The 16997-nt window shown below is 70.8% G+C and carries 14 protein-coding genes and 1 pseudogene; 7 read left to right on the plus strand and 8 right to left on the minus strand.

All coding sequences use genetic code 11. From position 1 onward, the window contains the following. Positions 1 to 107 precede the first annotated feature (107 nt). The 5 genes and pseudogenes from ABD858_RS21935 to ABD858_RS21955 all read left to right on the plus strand — a co-directional run bounded on the left by ABD858_RS21935 (position 108) and on the right by ABD858_RS21955 (position 4770). Complete coding sequence (locus tag ABD858_RS21935; RefSeq protein ID WP_345040242.1) at positions 108 to 1214, plus strand: ferritin-like domain-containing protein; 1107 nt, start codon at positions 108 to 110, stop codon at positions 1212 to 1214. A 160-nt stretch (positions 1215 to 1374) separates the two neighbouring features. Then, the gene (locus tag ABD858_RS21940) at positions 1375 to 2256 is read left to right on the plus strand and encodes a GNAT family N-acetyltransferase (RefSeq protein WP_345040244.1); all 882 of its coding nucleotides are present in this window, start codon (positions 1375 to 1377) and stop codon (positions 2254 to 2256) included. A gap of 24 nt (positions 2257 to 2280) precedes the next feature. Continuing rightward, a pseudogene (locus ABD858_RS21945) lies at positions 2281 to 3223 on the plus strand (ADP-ribosylglycohydrolase family protein). 95 nt (positions 3224 to 3318) lie between these two features. Next, positions 3319 to 3906, plus strand: a complete 588-nt coding sequence (locus ABD858_RS21950; protein WP_345040246.1) for a Uma2 family endonuclease — start codon at positions 3319 to 3321, stop codon at positions 3904 to 3906. 159 nt (positions 3907 to 4065) lie between these two features. Beyond that, positions 4066 to 4770 (plus strand): DUF4232 domain-containing protein, encoded by a 705-nt coding sequence (locus ABD858_RS21955; RefSeq protein ID WP_345040248.1) that lies wholly within the window; start codon positions 4066 to 4068, stop codon positions 4768 to 4770. Between the two features lie 16 nt (positions 4771 to 4786). Here the strand turns inward: ABD858_RS21955 and ABD858_RS21960 are convergent, their stop codons facing one another. The 4 genes from ABD858_RS21960 to ABD858_RS21975 form a co-directional block, all read right to left on the minus strand. Next, the gene (locus tag ABD858_RS21960; protein ID WP_345040252.1) at positions 4787 to 5899 is read right to left on the minus strand and encodes an amidase family protein; all 1113 of its coding nucleotides are present in this window, start codon (positions 5897 to 5899) and stop codon (positions 4787 to 4789) included. A 112-nt stretch (positions 5900 to 6011) separates the two neighbouring features. Beyond that, the gene (locus tag ABD858_RS21965; protein ID WP_345044767.1) at positions 6012 to 7502 is read right to left on the minus strand and encodes a penicillin-binding transpeptidase domain-containing protein; all 1491 of its coding nucleotides are present in this window, start codon (positions 7500 to 7502) and stop codon (positions 6012 to 6014) included. A 2-nt stretch (positions 7503 to 7504) separates the two neighbouring features. Next, complete coding sequence (locus ABD858_RS21970) at positions 7505 to 8881, minus strand: FtsW/RodA/SpoVE family cell cycle protein (RefSeq protein WP_345040254.1); 1377 nt, start codon at positions 8879 to 8881, stop codon at positions 7505 to 7507. A gap of 91 nt (positions 8882 to 8972) precedes the next feature. Next, positions 8973 to 10223, minus strand: coding sequence for an ATP-binding protein (locus ABD858_RS21975; protein WP_345044770.1), 1251 nt, complete (start codon positions 10221 to 10223; stop codon positions 8973 to 8975). Between the two features lie 200 nt (positions 10224 to 10423). On the opposite strand from ABD858_RS21975, the gene ABD858_RS21980 reads away from it, so the two are divergent. After that, positions 10424 to 11239, plus strand: coding sequence for a nuclease-related domain-containing protein (locus tag ABD858_RS21980; protein ID WP_345040256.1), 816 nt, complete (start codon positions 10424 to 10426; stop codon positions 11237 to 11239). A 4-nt stretch (positions 11240 to 11243) separates the two neighbouring features. Here the strand turns inward: ABD858_RS21980 and ABD858_RS21985 are convergent, their stop codons facing one another. The 3 genes from ABD858_RS21985 to ligD all read right to left on the minus strand — a co-directional run bounded on the left by ABD858_RS21985 (position 11244) and on the right by ligD (position 13522). Next, positions 11244 to 11681: a nuclear transport factor 2 family protein gene (locus tag ABD858_RS21985; RefSeq protein WP_345040259.1), complete on the minus strand. Its 438-nt coding sequence runs from the start codon at positions 11679 to 11681 to the stop codon at positions 11244 to 11246. Between the two features lie 66 nt (positions 11682 to 11747). Further along, on the minus strand, positions 11748 to 12620 hold the full coding sequence (locus tag ABD858_RS21990; protein WP_345040261.1) for an ATP-dependent DNA ligase: 873 nt from the start codon (positions 12618 to 12620) through the stop codon (positions 11748 to 11750). 17 nt (positions 12621 to 12637) lie between these two features. Then, complete coding sequence (gene ligD / locus ABD858_RS21995) at positions 12638 to 13522, minus strand: non-homologous end-joining DNA ligase (protein WP_345040263.1); 885 nt, start codon at positions 13520 to 13522, stop codon at positions 12638 to 12640. Between the two features lie 40 nt (positions 13523 to 13562). Between ligD and ku the strand changes: the two genes are divergently transcribed. Next, entirely contained in the window at positions 13563 to 14567 is a 1005-nt protein-coding gene (ku, locus tag ABD858_RS22000; RefSeq protein WP_345040265.1) for a non-homologous end joining protein Ku, read from the plus strand. Positions 14568 to 14733: 166 nt separating this feature from the next. Here the strand turns inward: ku and recQ are convergent, their stop codons facing one another. Continuing rightward, positions 14734 to 16602 (minus strand): DNA helicase RecQ, encoded by a 1869-nt coding sequence (gene recQ, locus ABD858_RS22005; RefSeq protein WP_345040267.1) that lies wholly within the window; start codon positions 16600 to 16602, stop codon positions 14734 to 14736. Positions 16603 to 16997: the final 395 nt, after the last annotated feature.

The following is a 16997-nucleotide window of genomic DNA, read 5'->3' on the forward strand; positions in this document are numbered from 1 at the left end:
AGTCACCGGCGGTCACCTGCTGATGAGACTGCCCGTCAGCAAGACCGTCAACCCCTCTGCGCGCCTCTTGTTGACCCGGCGTCCAACACCGTGTGAGCCTGCCGTGTATGTCCACTCATGAGCTCTACACCGACCTCCCGGGTGACCCCCTCTGGCAGGTGCCCGCCTCCGGTGCGGCCCGCTTCAGCTGGGAGTACGACGAGGGGCGCGAGCGCCTCCTCGCCCTGTACCGGAAGGGCAAGGACAAGCAGTGGGACGGCGCCACCCGTATCGACTGGGGCCTGGAGGTCGATCCGTACGACCCGCTGGGCACCCCCGACGAGGCGATGAGCCTCTACGGCACCCCGTACTGGGCGAAGCTGAGCGACCGGGACAAGGGCGATCTGCGCCGGCACTACGCCTCCTGGCAGTTCAGCCAGTTCCTGCACGGTGAGCAGGGTGCGATGGTGTGCGCGGCGCGCATCGTCGAATCCGTCCCCGACCTGGACGCGAAGTTCTACTCCGCCACCCAGACCATGGACGAGGCGCGGCACGCCGAGATCTACAGCCGCTTCCTGCACGAGAAGATCGGGATGCTCTACCCGATCAACGACAACCTCCAGTCGCTGCTGGGCGACACCCTGCGCGACTCCCGCTGGGACATGCCCTACCTCGGTATGCAGGTCCTCATCGAGGGTCTCGCACTGGCCGCCTTCGGCATGATCCGCGACACCACGGACAAGCCGCTGCCCAAGCAGATACTGGCCTACATCATGCAGGACGAGGCCCGGCACGTCGCCTTCGGCCGGATGGCGCTGCGGGACTACTACAAGCAGCTCACCGACACCGAACTCCGCGAACGCGAGGAATTCGTCATCGAGGGCTGCTACCTGATGCGCGACCGGCTGCGCGGCACGGAAGTCCTGGAGAACTTCGGCATTCCCAAGCCGGAGGCCGAGGCGCTCTCGGAGCAGTCCGAATTCCTGCGCCTCTTCCGCAAGCTGCTCTTCAGCCGGATCGTCCCGTGCGTCAAGGACATCGGCCTCTGGGGCGAACGCCTCCAGAAGGCCTACCTCGACATGGGCGTCTACGACCTCGGCGACTCCAACCTCGACCTGCTCATGGCCCAGGACGAGGAGATCGCCGAACAGCTCGACCGGGAACGCTTCGCCGCGGAGGAGGCCGAACGGGTCGCGGAGGTCGAGTCCGCGATCGAGGAGGGCGCAGCGCAATAGTCCGTTGCGGACGGTCCGGCGGTGTGGTTGCGTTCTCCCGGCCGAGGGCAACGCCCCTTGGACCGGCCCGTCGACAAGGAGGTGTGCAGCACATGCGCAGAAGTGACCGGCGATCGAACCCGCGTCCTGACACTTGCCACCTCCTCACGACGGAGACACCTTGTCGATCCGCATCACTGCACTGACCGACCCCGACCGCGGCCCGGGCGGCCACCGTCTCGTATGGCTGGCTTCCGACGCCGACGGCGCACCCGTCGGGTCGGCCTTCCTGCGTCTCTTCACCCGGGCCGGGCAGGAGCACCTGGCCGAGCTGGAGCTCCACGTCCACCCGGCCGAGCGCCGTGCCGGCGTCGGTTCCCTCCTGATAGGTGCGGTCGTGGCCGCCGCCCGCGAGGAGGGCAGGCGCTGTGTCGTCGCCCAGGCCGACGCCGGATCTCCCGGCGAGCTGTTTCTGTCGGCCCGGGGCTTCCGCAAGGTCCTCACGCTCACCTACGCCCGGCTGGCGCTGGCCGAAGCGGACATCGCGGCCCTCCGCGAGACGGTCGAGCAGCCGCACCCCGGCTACCGGCTCGCCTCATGGAACGGCACCGTCCCCGACGGCCTCGCCCGGACCTTCGCCGACTCGCGCCGTGCCATGGACGACATGCCGATGGACGACACCGACTACGGCACAGTGACCTGGGACGTGGACCGGGTACGGGCCGCGGCGCGGGCCGTCGAACAGCGCGGCGACCTGCTGCGCACGGTCGTCGCCATCGACGAGTCGGACGGCTCGATCGCCGGGTTCACGGAACTGGTCGTTCCCGGCAGCAAAAAGGGCGACGCCCAGCACTACGGCACCGGTGTCCTGCCCGAACACCGCGGACACGGCCTCGGCCGGTGGATGAAGGCCGAGTCGATCCGGCAGGCGCGCGAACATTACCCGGACCTCGCCGGCCTGCTGACCGACACCGCCGACAGCAACGCGCACATGCGGCGCGTCAACGACAGCCTCGGCTACACACCGACGCACAAGGCGCTCGAATACCAGCTCGATCTATGAGGGCCCATCGGGCAGCATGGGGCCATGGCAAGAGAGCTCGCGCGCCGCAGCCTCGAAGGACTCGCCCTCGGCGACGCCTTCGGAGAGCGGTGGTTTCCGCTGTTCCGCGAACCCCGGCAGGCGTACGACGAGATCCGCGCCCGGCGCACGCCCGAGGAGCCGGAGTGGCACTGGACCGATGCTCCCCCATAGCCTTCGGCATGGGAGGTACCCCCACGGCGATGGCCCTGGGCATCATGCGTGTCCTCGAGGAGCACGGGGAGATCCGGCCGGGCGCCCTCGCCCGGGCCTTCGCCCTCGGCTATGAGGTCGACCCTGCGCGCGGGTACGGCAGCGGCATGCATCAGCTCCTGCCGCGCCTGCTGGACGACCCCGACGACTGGCCCACCCTCGCGCCGGGCCTCTTCGGCGGCGAGGGCAGCCTGGGCAACGGGGCCGCGATGCGGGTGGCCCCGCTCGGGGCGTGGTTCTCGCACGATCTGGAACTGGCCGCCGCGCAGGCCGAGTTGTCGGCCCGGGTTACCCACGCCCACCCGGAGGGTGTGGCCGGAGCGGTGGCCGTTGCGACCGCGTCCGCGCTGTCGGCCCGCGGTGAACTGACCCTTGGCGCCGTCGCGGAACGTACTCCCGAGAGCCTGGTAAGGGACGGACTGCTGCGCGCCGCCGGGGTGCCCTTCGCCACGGAGCCCTGGCGGGCCGCCGACCTGCTCGGCAATGGGCAGAGAATCCGCGCGGACGCTCCCCCAAAGCCTTCGGCATGGGAGGTACCCCCACCGTGCCCTTCGCCGTCTGGTCGGCCGCTCGGCACCTGGACGACCTGGCGTCCGCACTGTGGACGACCGCGGAGGGTTTCGGCGACGTGGACACGACCTGTGCGATCACGGGCGGCATCGTGGCGGCCCGCACGGGCGTCGACGGTGTGCCGCCCGAGTGGCTGCGGCGACGGGAGCCGGTGCCGGGCAGCTGAGGCAGAGGCCGCCGTTCACTCTTTGGCGCGGCTCATCAGCGTTCCCGCTGGGTACGCTGGCCGTACCAGCCACACTCCATCACATGGGAGCGCTGATGAGTGCCGCAGCCGAAGACGAGCGGGAAGAGCAGTACGCATTTCCGATGCCCCCCGCCGGCGGGTGGACTGCGGACGACCTTGACCGGATTCCGGGTCTCCCGCCGCACACCGAGTTGATCGACGGGGGACTGTTCTTCATGAGTCCGCAGACCGACTTCCACATGGCGACTCTGCGCCTGCTGGAGTTCGCCCTGGTGAGTGCTGCACCGGAAGACCTCTACGTCGTCCGCGAGATGACCACCAAGCTCGCCAAGCGAGACCGCCCGGAGCCCGATCTCATGGTGGTGCCTCGGAAGGCCCGCACCAGCCGGGAGCAGACTTGGTACGACCCGAGCGACATCATTCTGGCCGTCGAAATCATTTCGGACGACTCCGTGGAGCGGGACCGCGAGATCAAGCCCCGTAAGTACGCCGGGGCACGTATCCCGCACTTCTGGCGGGTGGAGAAGAGCAATGGACTGCCGGTCGTGTACGTCTACGAGCTCGACCCGGCGACCCACACGTATGCCATCACCGGCATTCATCACGACCGGCTCAAGCTCGCCGTCCCGTTCCCACTCGACATTGACCTCACCGAGATCTGACCCCGGCCGTACGACCTGCGCCGGCGGTGCGTCCGGCTTCTGTGACAATGTCACGCCCTTGTTCGGATTTGACTCCGACCGGTGCGAACGAGCGGAAGCGCCGCCTCCATGGAGCAAGATCATCGGGACATCGTGAAATGAAACCCAGGGGGACTCCTCATGACTTACGCAGCCCGTTCGCGTCGTACCGTCGCCGTACTCGCCGCGCTGTCGCTCGGCGCTCTGACACTGACCGCGTGCGGTGGAGGAGACGGGGCCGACAAGGCCGCCTCAGGCGCGACCGCGAGCGCCACTGCCGCGGGCACGGACCAGGGTAAGGATGCGGACACGGGCGCGTCGGCCGAGCCGGCCGGCGGTGCGACGCCGTCCGCCACCACCGGCGGCAGCGCCAGCAGCGGCGGAACCGGCGGCAGCGGCAGCAGTGGAGGTACCGGTGGCGGTGACTCGGGCAGCGGCACCGGTGACAGGGTGCGCGTGTGCAGGACCGCTGAGCTCACCTACAAGGTCGTCGTGGCGTCCCGGCCGGTCAATCACGCGCTGCTGACCGCCACCAACAGCGGCAGCAAGCCGTGTCTGCTGCCGACTTCGGAGCCGGTGATCACGTTCCCCGCACTCGACGGCGCCGCCGGGCACATGGGGCCGGCTGCCAAGGGGTTCGTTCTGAAGGGCGGCGACAGCGCGTACGCCGGGATCATGCTCTCGCGTGCGGACGTCGAGGGCGGCAAGAGCGTCGACAGCGTCAACATCGCCCTCGATGCGTCGCAGAGCCCGACCGAGGTGACCGTCGTCGGCGGACCCGTCACGCTCAACGACCCCGAGGTCACCAGCTTCTTCAAAACTGCCGAGGACGCGCTCACCTACTGATCGCGTGCCCGTATGGTCACTCCGCCTCCGCCGGGAAGCTCGCACTCCGACCGGCGGCTTCAACCGCTTGTGCGAGCCGGAGCAGCAGGTGCTCGGCGCCATGGGGCGCGACCGCCTGGAGGCCGACCGGGCAGCCGTCGGGCGTGAAGCCGGCCGGCAGGGACATCGCCGGGTGGCCGCTCACGTTGAACGCCCAGGTGAGCGCGGTGGAGTAGCGCTCGCCCGGGCCGTCGTGGCCGTGCGGGCGGTTCGGGGTGGCCGGGGTGAGCAGCAGGGGCGTGGCGGCGAAGAGGGCGTCCAGGCGGCGGTTGTTCTCGGCGCGTAGTGGGGCGGCCGCGTCCGGGGCGCCGCCCCGTATCGCGTACCAGGCCCGGCGTGGGTCGAGCAGGATGAGCGGGCGGTCCGTCAGTCGTACGATGCCCGCCGCGGACCAGCGTTCCGCGGCGGCCCGCGCCACCGCCGCCACCTCAGGGGCGCAGTCCGCGAAGCCGAGCGACAGGGACCAGGTGGCGGTGAGCGGGAGCGGCACCACCGGGGCGCGCAGCCCCAGTACACACCGCAGATAGGCCGCCGCCTCCGTCGCGCCCCTCGCCAGCACCCCTGCCGATGCGAGCCCTGTGCGGTCCGGTGACGGCAGCAGGCCGTTGGTCGTCTTGAGTCCGAGCACCCCGCACCAGGCCGCCGGTATACGCACCGAGCCGGCCCCGTCGCTGCCGGTGGCCAGCGGCACCATGCTCGCCGCGACGGCGACGGCGGAGCCGGCCGAGGAGCCGCCGGGGGTGCGGTCGCGGCGGTACGGGTTGACGGTGCGGCCGTGTGCGCCGCGGCCCCAGGTCTGCCATTCACGCTCGGGTCCCGGGACCGCGGTGGAGCCGACCGGGACGCAGCCGGCTCGGACGAGCTGCCGGGCGGCGAAGGAGGGGATGCCGGTCGGGCCCTTCACGGCGATGGGCATGCCCGCGAGCGGCAGCCGCTCGCCCGCCTTCACCCTCCGGTCCACCTCGCGAGCCCGGGCCAGCGCTTCCTCGGGCCACACCTCGATGAACGCGCACAGCTCGGTGTCGAGCCGTTCGATGCGTTCCAGTGCGGCCGTCACTGTCTTCTCGGCTGTCTCCTCGGCAGTCTTCATGACATCCAGCTTCCCCGGACATCCGGGCCCGGTCACCGTAGCGAGCGCGCGTGCCTGGGGGAGGTAGCTGGGGGAGCCGCGAGCTTCCCGGCAAACCTTTCCGGCCACAGCACTAGCTTCTCAGCGCGGCTTCCATCACCGCGCGGGCGATCGGCGCCGCGCTGCGTCCGCCGCTGATCTCGGAGCGGTCGGCGGCGGCGTCCTCGACGACCACGGCGACCGCCACCGCGGGGACGGCGGAGCCGTAGGCCTGTGCCCAGGAGATGAACCAGGCATAGGGCGTTTCGGCGTTGCGCACTCCGTGCTGGGCGGTGCCGGTCTTGCCGCCCACCGTCACGCCGGGGATGGCGGCGTTGGTGCCGCTGCCGCTCTCGACGGCGGCGACCATCATCCGCTGGAGGCGGAGGGCGGTGGAGGCGTGCATGGCCCAGTGGTACGTGCGGGGCAGGTTCCGGTCGACCGTGTCGCTGTCGGCGTCGGTCGTACGGTCCACGAGACAGGGGTACTTGAGTTCACCGCCGTTGGCGACCGCTGCCGCGACCATCGCCATCTGCAGCGGTGTCGCCCTGGTGTTGAACTGGCCGATGGAGGACAGCGCCAGCTGGTCCTCGCTCATGGAGGTGTCGAAGTTGGATTTGGCCACGGGGGACGGGATCCGCAGCCCGGTGTCGTTGAAGCCGAACTTCTCCGCCGTGCTCACCATCCGGTCCAGCCCCACCTTCACCCCGAAGTCCGCCATGACGGTGTTGCACGAGACCCGGATCGCGTCGGCGAGGGACGCCTCGGTGCATCCGCGAGCGCTGTTGGTCAGCTCGGTGCGGGTGCCGGGCAGCACATACGGATCGGGTGTGTCGGTGGGGGCGTCCACATCGGTGACGACTTCGGCGTCCAGCGCGGCCGCCGCCGTCACGATCTTGAAGGTGGAGCCGGGTGGATAGGTCTCCCGGATGGCCCGGTTGAGCATCGGCTGGCTGGTCGCGGAGTTCAGCCGGGTCCAGGTCTCGGTGACGGAGGGGGAGTTGCCGGAGAGCAGCCCGGGGTCGTACGAAGGGCTGCTGACCAGCGCGAGGATCTTGCCGGTGGCGGGCTCGATCGCGGCGACCGCGCCCCGTCGGCCGCCGAGGCCTTCGTACGCCGCCCGCTGCACGAGGGCTTTGATGGTGGTGACGACGTGGCCGCCGGGCCGCTGTCCGCGGGTGACGTCGTGCCACATCGGGAACGGGGCGAGGAGCGGGTCGGTGCCGGAGAGCAGGGAGTCCTCGGTGTTCTCCAGCAGGGTGGTGCCGTAGGTCTGCGAGACATAGCCGGTGACGGGTGCGTACATCGGACCGTTCAGGTACGTGCGCTCGTAGCGCAGCTGCTCGCGGGTGTCCTTGGAACCGGTGACGGGGAGGCCGTCGACGAGGATGTCGCCGCGCGGCTGGGCGTAACGGACGATCGTGGCGCGGCGGTTGGCCGGGTTCGCGTTGAGGGTGTCGGTCTCGAAGAGCTGTACGCGGGCGGCGTTCACCAGCAGCGCGATCAGCAGCAGCAGACAGAAGACGGCGGCGTGCCGGATGGTGGGGGTCCCCCCTCGTCGGGCGGAGTCGGGACGTCGGGGGATGATCACGGTGTGCCTCCCGCGACGGTGGAGGTCCGTTCGGGGGCGGCGGCCGGGCCCGGCCGCCGGGACAGGTCGCTGACCCGGATCAGCAGCGCCACGATGACCCAGTTGGTGACGACCGACGATCCGCCCTGTGCGAGGAACGGCATCGCCATTCCGGTGAGGGGGATCAGTCCCATCACTCCGCCCGCGATCACGAAGACCTGGAGGGCCAGGATCGAGGAGAGGCCGATCGCCAGCAGCTGCCCGAACGGGTCGCGCTGGGCGAGCCCCGCGCGATAGCCGCGGGCCACCAGCAGGGCGTAGAGGAGGAAGACCGCGGTGAGCCCGGACAGGCCCAGCTCCTCGCCGGCCGTGGCGAGGATGAAGTCGGACTTGGCGGCGAAACCGATGAGGCTGGAGTGGCCCAGTCCGAGCCCCACGCCGAGGGTCCCGCCGGCCGCGAACGCGAACAGCGACTGGGCGAGCTGGCCCGGCCCGCGGTCGGCTCGGATGGAGGCGAAGGGGTCGAGCCAGTCCTCGACCCGGCTGTTCACATGCGGTTCGAGCGTGCCGACGGCGAACGCGCCGACCGCGGCGAGCAGTAGACCGACCGCGATCCAGCCGATGCGTCCGGTGGCCACGTACAGCATGATCACGAAGAGTCCGAAGAAGAGCAGTGAGGTGCCCAGATCCCGCTCCAGGACCAGGACGCCGACGCTGAGCAGCCAGATCGCGACGATCGGGCCGAGCACCCGGCCGGTCGGCAGCTGCAGACGCCAGATTTTGCGGCCGGTGTAGGCGAGGGCGTGCCGGTTCGCGGCCAGGTACGCGGCGAAGAAGAGGCCGAGCAGGATCTTGGCGAACTCGCCGGGCTGGAAGGAGAACGCGTCCACCCGGATCCAGATCTTGGCGCCGTTCACCGCGGGGAAGAAGCCCGGCACGGTCAGCAGCGCCAGCGCGGCGGCCATCGAGAGATAGGCGTACCGCTGGAGCACCCGGTGGTCGCGCAGCAGGACCACGACCGTGATGAAGAGGGCGACGCCGACGGTGGACCAGATGAGCTGGGCGGGGGCGGCCCGGTCGTGCGGGGTCTCCAGGTCGAGCCGGTAGATGAGCACCAGTCCCAGGCCGTTGAGCAGGACCGAGATGGGCAGCAGCAGCGGATCGGCGTAGGGGGCGCGGAAGCGCACGGCGAAATGGGCGAGGAGCGCGAGGCCGCCGAGCCCCGCGCCGTAGGCGGCGGTGTCGGGCGGTACCGCGCCGTTCTTGGCGATGCCCACGTCGACGTAGCCGAGGACGGCGACAAGGACCGCCGCGACGAGAAGGGCGAGTTCGACGCCACGCCGTCCGGTGAGGCGCACATCGGGTGGGGGCGCGTCCGCCGCCGTTGCGGTCATGTCACGAAACGTAGCAAGCAGTCGGGTTTTGCATCCGCATATGTGATGCTCTGCGCCGGTTTCGTCCGCCTGGCCGGTCACTGATGTGACGTCACTCAGGGCCGTCGAGGTCTTCGATGTGCGCGTACTCGGGCAGCGTGAGCCGGGCCACGGCCCCGCCGTCCGGCGCGTTGCCGAAGGCCAGTCGGGCCCTGATCACGGCCGCCTGTCCGAGGGCGATCGTCAGCCCGAGTCCGTGCCCCTTCGCGCCACCCTCGGTCCTGAACCGCTGCGGCCCGTGGTCCACCAGATAGCCGGGATAGCCCGGCCCGTGGTCCCGCACGGTCACCTCGGGCCCGTCCACGGTCAGTGTCACCGGCGGCGCGCCGTGCCTGTGGGCGTTGGCGATCAGATTGCCCAGTACCCGCTCCAGTCGCCGTTTGTCGGTCTCCACATAGGTGTCCCGTACGATCCGGACCTCCGTGGCCGACGCCCGCGCCACGCGTTCGGCGAGCGGCCCCAGGCGGTGCACATCGAGCTCGACCCGTTCGCCGCCCGCGTCCAGCCGGGAGATCTCCAGCAGGTCCTCGGTGAGCGAACGCATCTCCCGCACCCGGTCCCGTACCAGCTCGGAGGGGCGGCCCGGTGGCAGCAGCTCGGCCGCCGCGTGGAGTCCGGTCAGCGGGGTCCGCAGCTCGTGCGCCACGTCCGCGGTGAACCGCTGCTCGCTCAGCAGCTTGTCCTGGAGGGTGGCCGCCATGTGGTCCAGGGCGCCGGAGACCGTGGCCACCTCGTCCCGGTGACGCGAGTCGGTACGGGGGTCGTTGACGCGTGCGTCGAGGTCACCGGCGCTGATCCGCCGCGCCACCTGGGCCGTCTGGTGCAGCCGCCGGGTGACCCGGGTGACCGCGAAGGCGCCGACCATCAGTGTGGCGGTGATGGCCAGCGCGGACGACCAGAGGATGGACCGGTCGAGGTGGCCGATGGTGTGGGCGCTCAGGGTGTAGTCGATCTGGGCGGTGAGCGCCCGGCCGTCCGCCGGCCCTGCCGCCCACATCGTGGACCGGCCGCCGTGGCCGACGACCAGTGTGCCGCGCTCGCCGCTCAGCGCGAGCTCGCGCAGCGGGGCGGGCAGGTCCGGCGGGTCCAGGCCGCCGCCCGGCGGCAGCGGCTGACCCGCCTTGTACGCGGCGGTGACATCGGTCAGCCGGTCCAGGGCCCTCGCGCGGGCGTCGGCCACGGTCTGCCGGGTCACCGAGACATGCACCAGCACGCCCAGCAGGGCTGCCAGCGCACAGCACATGACGGTGATGAAGACCGCGGCCTTCCAGGCCAGGGTCGCCGTCCACGCGGGGCGCCTCATGGGGTGCTCGCCGTGGGCGGCGCGGTCGTGCGCGGGATCAGGGGCGCGCCGGGGACCGGCACTGCCGTCGCGGGGCGGTGGGAGCTCAAGGTTCTCCTCCCGGAGTGTCATGGCCCCCCGGTACCCCCGAACACGGTAACCGGGATATTGCCTCTCCGGGTCGCGGCCTGTTCCCATGGATTCGGGTGGGGTGATGCGGCATGCCAGCACTGAGGGTCATTCCGGTGTTCCGTCACGGTCAGGAACGGCTGTACGTCAGCCTGCGCGACGGCAGGAGCGTCGCCTGGTACGACAGGGACGCGGGCAGGGTGAGCCTGCTCCACGACGACGACGAGCTGCGCCAGGAGGTGCTCGCCGCTCTCGCGCCCTTCGTCACCGGTGACGTCGCCGTCGGGCCGCCGCCGGTCCCCACGGCGGCCGAGCTGGCGCGGCTGTCCCTGCACCCCGACGACGATCTCGCCCCCAACCGCCCCGGCGAGGCGCTCCACACCGAGCTGGAACGGTTCGCGCCCCGGCACCGCTACCGGCACGACCCGCGGCGGGACGAGCTCGCCGCGCAGCAGGCGGTCGGCGCGGAGCTGGAGCGGCTGGAGGGGGCGGGCTGGAGAGTGCTGCACTCGGTGCCGCTGCCGGGCGACGGGGACATCAGCCGGATCGACCATGTGCTGATCGGCCCGGCCGGGGTGATGACCGTACGTACGCTCCACGCCCGCAGACAGCGGGTTCTGATCGCCGACCCGATGGTCAGGGCCGGTCGCGGCGAGCCCACCCCCGAGCTGAGGTGGGCCCGTCGGCAGGCCGAGCGGGCCTCGCTCGCCCTGGCCGCCGCGGTCGTCCCCGGGCTCGCCCTGTACGGAGCGGCCAGAGTGGACATCGTGCCGTCGTTCCGCGATGTGCGGATCCTGCGGGACGACGCGGCGGACGAGCTGACCCGGCTCGGCGGCGTACTGAAACCCGCGGACATCGAGGGCCTGTACGCGGTGGCGCGGGACCGCGGGACGTGGCTGCGAGTCTGACCAGCTAGGTCAGCGCGTTGCCCCAGCCGGCCTGGATCATCGTCTGGAACGCCCACTTCCCGTCCCGTTTCACCAGGATGTCGGCGTATCGCAGCTGCTGTGTCCGGCCGCCCGCGGTCATCACCGAGTCGGTGAACACCACCGCCATGGCGGAGCTGAGGAAGACCGGGGTGCGGGTGGACTCGAAGGAGATGTCGCCGCCGCCGTCGGCGCCACCCATGACCTTGGTCATCGTCTCCACGAACTGCTTGCGGTCCCACTGGGCGCTGCGGCCGGTGCCGGACGGGTCGTCGCTGACCAGGTTGAGCGGGAAGACCGCGAGGTCGGCCATCCGCTCGATCTCCCGGCGGGCGCTGAGCTCGTCGTACTCGGCGAACCAGGCGTCGATGCTCGCGCGGTCCTCGGCGGTGGGGGAGTAGCCGGTGTCGGGCAGTACGGTCAAGGTTGGTCCTCTCGTCAAGTTTGACTACATCCTGTTGGTGCCCGCTTCGGGTCTGGTCAAACTTGATTAGTTTTCTTTCGGCCGGAGGACCGTGACGAAGCCGTGCCGTGTCGTCTGCTGCCCCACCTCCACCACCAGCTCCGGCACCACTCGGTGGTACGTCACCTCGCCCACCCCCACCGCCGTCGCCGTGCCCTCGCCGGCCGGGATAGCCCCTGCCAGCGCCGCCCCCACCACCGTGCGCAGCCCCGGCGCCAGCGGGCTCGACACCACCGGCGTGTCGTCCCCGGGCAGTACCAGCACCAGCGCGCCCGGCCGCTGCCGCGCGCCGGTGTGACCGACCACCACGGCGTCCCGGGTGTCGGTGTGCCGCAGCTTGCGCCAGGCCCGTACGCCGCCCCGGTACGGCTGGTCCAGACGCTTCATCACCAGCCCCTCGATCCCGGTCTCCGGCAGCGTCTCGTACCAGGTCTCGGCCAGCTCCGGATCCGTCGTCATCGGCACCGGCTGGAGCGGCGGCCCGAGTGGCCCGAGCAGCTCCACCAGCCGCGCCCGCCGCCGCTCGTAGGGTGCGCGCCGCAGATCCGTACCCCCGTCCGCCAGCAGGTCGAACGCCGCGTACGAGGCGGGTAGCCGGCGCGCCAGTACGGCGGCCCGGGCGGGGGTCGCGGCGGCCCGGCGCTGCACGGCCGCGAAGTCCGTACGGCCGCCGGTCCAGATCACCGCCTCGCCGTCCAGCACCGTGCCCTCCGGAAGCCGGCGGGCGGCCGCGGCCAGGTCCGGGAACGCGCTGCCGACCAGCCGCCCGGACCGTGCCTGGAGCACCACCCCGTCCGCGTCGCGGAAGACGAGCACCCGATGGCCGTCGAACTTCGGCTCGTACGCCCAGCCGTCCCCGCGCGCCAGCACGCCCACCGATTCGGCGAGCGCGACCTTCACGGGAGGCCGCAGCGTGTTCACGGCAGCGGCCCGGCCCGGTCCGGGTCCGCCAGTGGGCCGAACAGGTCCCCGTGCCGCTCCAGCCGAGGTGCGATGTCGTCCGCCAGGAACACCAGGTCCCCGGGGTCCCGGCAGCCCTCGACCTCGCCCCAGGTCACCGGCGCGGACACGGCGGGCACGGCCTTGGCGCGCAGGGTGTAGGGGGCGGCGGTGGTCTTGGCCGCCGCGTTCTGGCTGTAGTCGACGAACACCTTGCCGGGCCGCAGCGAGCGGGTCATCCGGTGCACCACCAGCCGAGGCAGGACGGCCTCCGCCTCGACGGCCAGGCTCTTCGCGTACGCCGTGACGCGTGACGAGGGTGTGGGCTCCAGCGGTACGAGCACGTGCAGCCCCTTCGACCCGGACGTCTTCGCGTAGGCGTGGAGTCCGTCGTCGCCGAGCCGTTCCCGCAGCCACGCCGCCACCGCACAGCACTCCACCACCGTCGCGGGCGCCCCCGGGTCGAGGTCGAAGACCATCCGGTCCGCGAGACCGGGCATGCCGGCCTGCCACTGGTGGGTGTGGAACTCCACCACCAGGTTCGCCGCCCAGACGAGCGACGGCAGGTCCTGGATCATCACCTGCCGCGCGCCGGCGTCCTCCGAGCGGGGCACCGGCGCCGTGTTCACCCAGGCGGGTGTGCCCAGCGGCGGATTCTTGGTGAAGAACAACTGCCCGTCGGGGCCGTCCGGATAGCGCAGAAAGGAAACCGGCCGGTTGTGAAGGTGCCTGAGTAAGGCGTCGGCGGCGGTCGCGTAGTAGTGCAGCACCTCGCCCTTGGTGGTTCCGGTGGCCGGGTACAGCACCTTGTCGAGGTTGCTGAGCGTCACCCGCCGCCCCTCCACCTCGGTGATGAGGGTCATACGATGAGAATCCCATGTATCCCGGCGAAAGGGATGAACAGTGCGATCCATATGGAACGGGGCGATCTCCTTCGGGCTGGTCTCCATACCGATCAAACTGGTGAACGCCACGGAGACCCATTCGATCTCCTTCCGTCAGATCCACGACAAGGACGGCGGCCGGATCCGCTACCGCAAGGTCTGCGAACTGGACGGCGAGGAAATCCCCTCGGAAGAGATCGTCAAGGCGTACGAGGACGCGGACGGCGCCATGATCCCGATCACCGACGACGACCTCGCGGCGCTGCCCCTGCCCACCGCGAAGACCGTCGAGATCGTGGCCTTCGTCCCCGCGGACACCATCGACCCGCTCCAGATGGACCAGGCGTACTACCTCGCGGCCAACGGCGTCCCCGCCGCCAAGCCGTACACCCTGCTGCGCGAGGCCCTCAAGCGCAGCAACAGGGTCGCCATCGCGAAGTACGCCCTGCGCGGCCGCGAGCGCCTCGGCATGCTGCGCGTCGTCGGCGACGACGTGATCGCCATGCACGGGCTGCTCTGGCCCGACGAGATCCGCGCCCCCGAAGGCGTCGCCCCGGAGACCCGGGTCACCGTGCGCGACGCCGAGCTCGACCTGGCGGACGCGCTGATGGACACGCTGGGTGAGGTCGACCTGGAGGAGCTGCACGACGACTACCGCGAGGCGCTCGAATCCCTCATCGCCGCGAAGGCGGAGGGCGTCACCCCGATGCTCCCCGAGGCCGCCCCGGCCGGCGGCAAGGTCATCGACCTGATGGCGGCGCTGGAGAAGAGCGTCAGCGCCGCGAGACGCGCCCGCGGCGAGGAGGCGGAGGAGGCGGCGGGCGAGCCCGTCGAGGTCACCCCGCTGCGTACGCGGAAGGCGGCGCCGAAGAAGGCGGCGGCGACCCCGAAGGAGACGGGAGCGAAGAAGTCCACGGCGAAGACGGCGAAGGCGACGGCGAAGAGGACGACGAAGACGACGGCGAAGACAGCGACCAGGTCCACGGCGAAGAAGGCCACCCCGCGGGGGCGCACCACGGCCTGAGCGCGGACCCGTCCGGAGATCCGGGACACGCTGCGGGGGCCGGCCCCCGGCCCCCCCCAGGGGCGTTGGCTTCGCGACGCGGGACGACTCCAGCCTGTCCGGCGACCGAGGAGGGACACTTCCCCGGCTTCCTCCCCCAGGCCCACTCGGCGGTGGGCGTCACGCCTCAGTCCGGCTCGGGTGCGCACTCCGCGAGCGTGTCCAGGAGCTGCTGACCGTACTTCGCCAGCTTGTTCTCGCCGACTCCGTTCACCGTGCCCAGCTCCGGAAGCGTCGACGGGGACATGACGGCGATCTCGCGCAGCGTCGCGTCGTGGAAGATGACGTACGCGGGAACGCCCTGCTCCTTCGCCGTCGCGGCACGCCAGGCGCGCAGCGCCTCGAACACGGGCAGCTTCTCCTCCGGCACGTCGACCGGCGCACCGCGCCGCTTGGCCGTCTTCTCGGCCTTCTCCGCCCGCGCGGGCTTCGCCGGTTCGCGGCGCAGCGTGACCTTGCGCCGACCGCTCAGCACCTCACCGCTCGTCTCGGTGAGCACCAGCGTTCCGTAGTCGCCCTCGACCGCGATGAGCTCCTGGGCCAGCAGTTGTCTGACGACACCGCGCCATTCCGCCTCGCTCAGCTCCGTGCCGATGCCGAAGACGCTGAGAGCGTCGTGATCGAACTGGATGACCTTCGCCGTCTTCCGGCCCAGCAGGATGTCGGCGATCTGCCCCGCCCCGAACTTCTGGTTGCGCTCGCGCTTGAGCCTGACCACGGTCGACAGGAGCTTCTGCGCGGGGATCGTGCCGTCCCAGGACTCCGGGGGCGTCAGACAGGTGTCGCAATTGCCGCACACGGTGCTCTTCTCGCCGAAGTAGGCGAGGAGCCGCACCCGGCGGCACTCGACCGTCTCGCAGAGGGCCAGCATGGCGTCGACGTGTGCGCCCAGCCGCCGCCGGTGTGCGTCGTCGCCCTCCGAGGTCCCGATCATCTTGCGCTGCTGCACGACGTCCTGCAGCCCGTACGCCAGCCAGGCTGTGGACGGCAGGCCGTCCCGGCCGGCCCGCCCGGTCTCCTGGTAGTACCCCTCCACGGACTTGGGCAGGTCGAGGTGGGCGACGAACCGCACATCGGGCTTGTCGATCCCCATGCCGAAGGCGATCGTCGCCACCATCACCAGCCCGTCCTCGCGCAGGAAGCGCGCCTGGTGCTCGGCCCTCGTACCGGCATCGAGGCCCGCGTGGTACGGCAGGGCCTCGATCCCGTTCTTCACCAGGAACTCGGCGGTCTTCTCGACGGACGCCCGCGACAGGCAGTAGACGATGCCCGCGTCACCGGGGTGCTCGGTGCGCAGCAGCGCGAGCAGCTGCCGCTTCGGGTCGTCCTTCGCCGTGATCCGGTACTGGATGTTCGGCCGGTCGAAACTGGCCACGAAGTGCCGGGCGTCCTGCAGCTTCAGCCGGGACGCGATCTCGGCGTGGGTGGCCTCCGTGGCGGTCGCGGTCAGCGCGATGCGCGGTACGTCGGGCCAGCGCTCGTGCAGTGCGGACAGCGCGAGGTAGTCGGGCCGGAAGTCGTGCCCCCACTGGGCCACACAGTGCGCCTCGTCGATGGCGAAGAGTGAGATCGTGCCGCGTTCCAGCAGCCGCACCGTCGACTCGACGCGCAGCCGCTCCGGTGCGAGATAGAGCAGGTCCAGCTCACCGGCGAGGAACTCCGCCTCCACCAGCGACCGCTCGTCCGGACCCTGCGTGGAGTTCAGGAACCCGGCCCGTACACCGAGCGCCCGAAGGGCGTCGACCTGGTCCTGCATGAGCGCGATGAGCGGCGATACGACGACACCGACGCCCTTCCGCACGAGCGCGGGGATCTGGTAGCAGAGCGACTTGCCGCCACCGGTCGGCATGAGCACGAGCGCGTCGCCACCGGCGACCACGTGCTCGATGATCTCCTGCTGGCTTCCCCGGAAGGAGTCGTAGCCGAAGACGCGGCGCAGCACTCGAAGCGCGTCGGTCTCCGCTTCGGGGCGGGCGTCGATGTCGGGAGAGGTCATCCGGCGATTTTACGAGCTCGGGCGGCGTGCTGCCCCGGCCGCTCGGCCGACGCCCGATCCGGTGGTGCCGGCGGGGTCGGGACGACGAGGGCGAGTTTCACCGCAGTGATCATAGTTGCCATCTGTCGTCCACAACTCGTCTTGGAAAAAGAGGCTTTGCGGGACCAGTATCCGGAATCGGCCGCTCGAAGCGGACGAGTTGTGCGGCAGTGTGGCCCACGTGGTCGTCCTGGCCGATCATGGCCCGTACCTGGCCGAAAACGTCCGGGGTGTACGGCATACAGGGTTCCGCAACCCGGGACCTGTGGATTGACTGGCGGCTTCGTGCGATCTACTTTCCTGAGGGGGGACGTTGACCAGTGATCCTTTCCGGTACATCGGTGGTTCGCCACCCG

The sequence above is a fragment of the Streptomyces sannanensis genome (assembly GCF_039536205.1).
Classification (GTDB): domain Bacteria; phylum Actinomycetota; class Actinomycetes; order Streptomycetales; family Streptomycetaceae; genus Streptomyces; species Streptomyces sannanensis.

What these genes read in the sequence shown, in the direction of transcription:
- ABD858_RS21935 (WP_345040242.1), top strand. Translation starts at nt 108, where the DNA reads ATGTCCACTCATGAGCTCTACACCGACCTCCCGGGTGACCCCCTCTGG.
- ABD858_RS21950 (WP_345040246.1), top strand. Translation starts at nt 3,319, where the DNA reads ATGAGTGCCGCAGCCGAAGACGAGCGGGAAGAGCAGTACGCATTTCCG.
- ABD858_RS21955 (WP_345040248.1), top strand. Translation starts at nt 4,066, where the DNA reads ATGACTTACGCAGCCCGTTCGCGTCGTACCGTCGCCGTACTCGCCGCG.
- ABD858_RS21960 (WP_345040252.1), bottom strand. Translation starts at nt 5,899, where the DNA reads ATGAAGACTGCCGAGGAGACAGCCGAGAAGACAGTGACGGCCGCACTG.
- ABD858_RS21970 (WP_345040254.1), bottom strand. Translation starts at nt 8,881, where the DNA reads ATGACCGCAACGGCGGCGGACGCGCCCCCACCCGATGTGCGCCTCACC.
- ABD858_RS21975 (WP_345044770.1), bottom strand. Translation starts at nt 10,223, where the DNA reads ATGAGGCGCCCCGCGTGGACGGCGACCCTGGCCTGGAAGGCCGCGGTC.
- ABD858_RS21980 (WP_345040256.1), top strand. Translation starts at nt 10,424, where the DNA reads ATGCCAGCACTGAGGGTCATTCCGGTGTTCCGTCACGGTCAGGAACGG.
- ligD (WP_345040263.1), bottom strand. Translation starts at nt 13,522, where the DNA reads ATGACCCTCATCACCGAGGTGGAGGGGCGGCGGGTGACGCTCAGCAAC.
- recQ (WP_345040267.1), bottom strand. Translation starts at nt 16,602, where the DNA reads ATGACCTCTCCCGACATCGACGCCCGCCCCGAAGCGGAGACCGACGCG.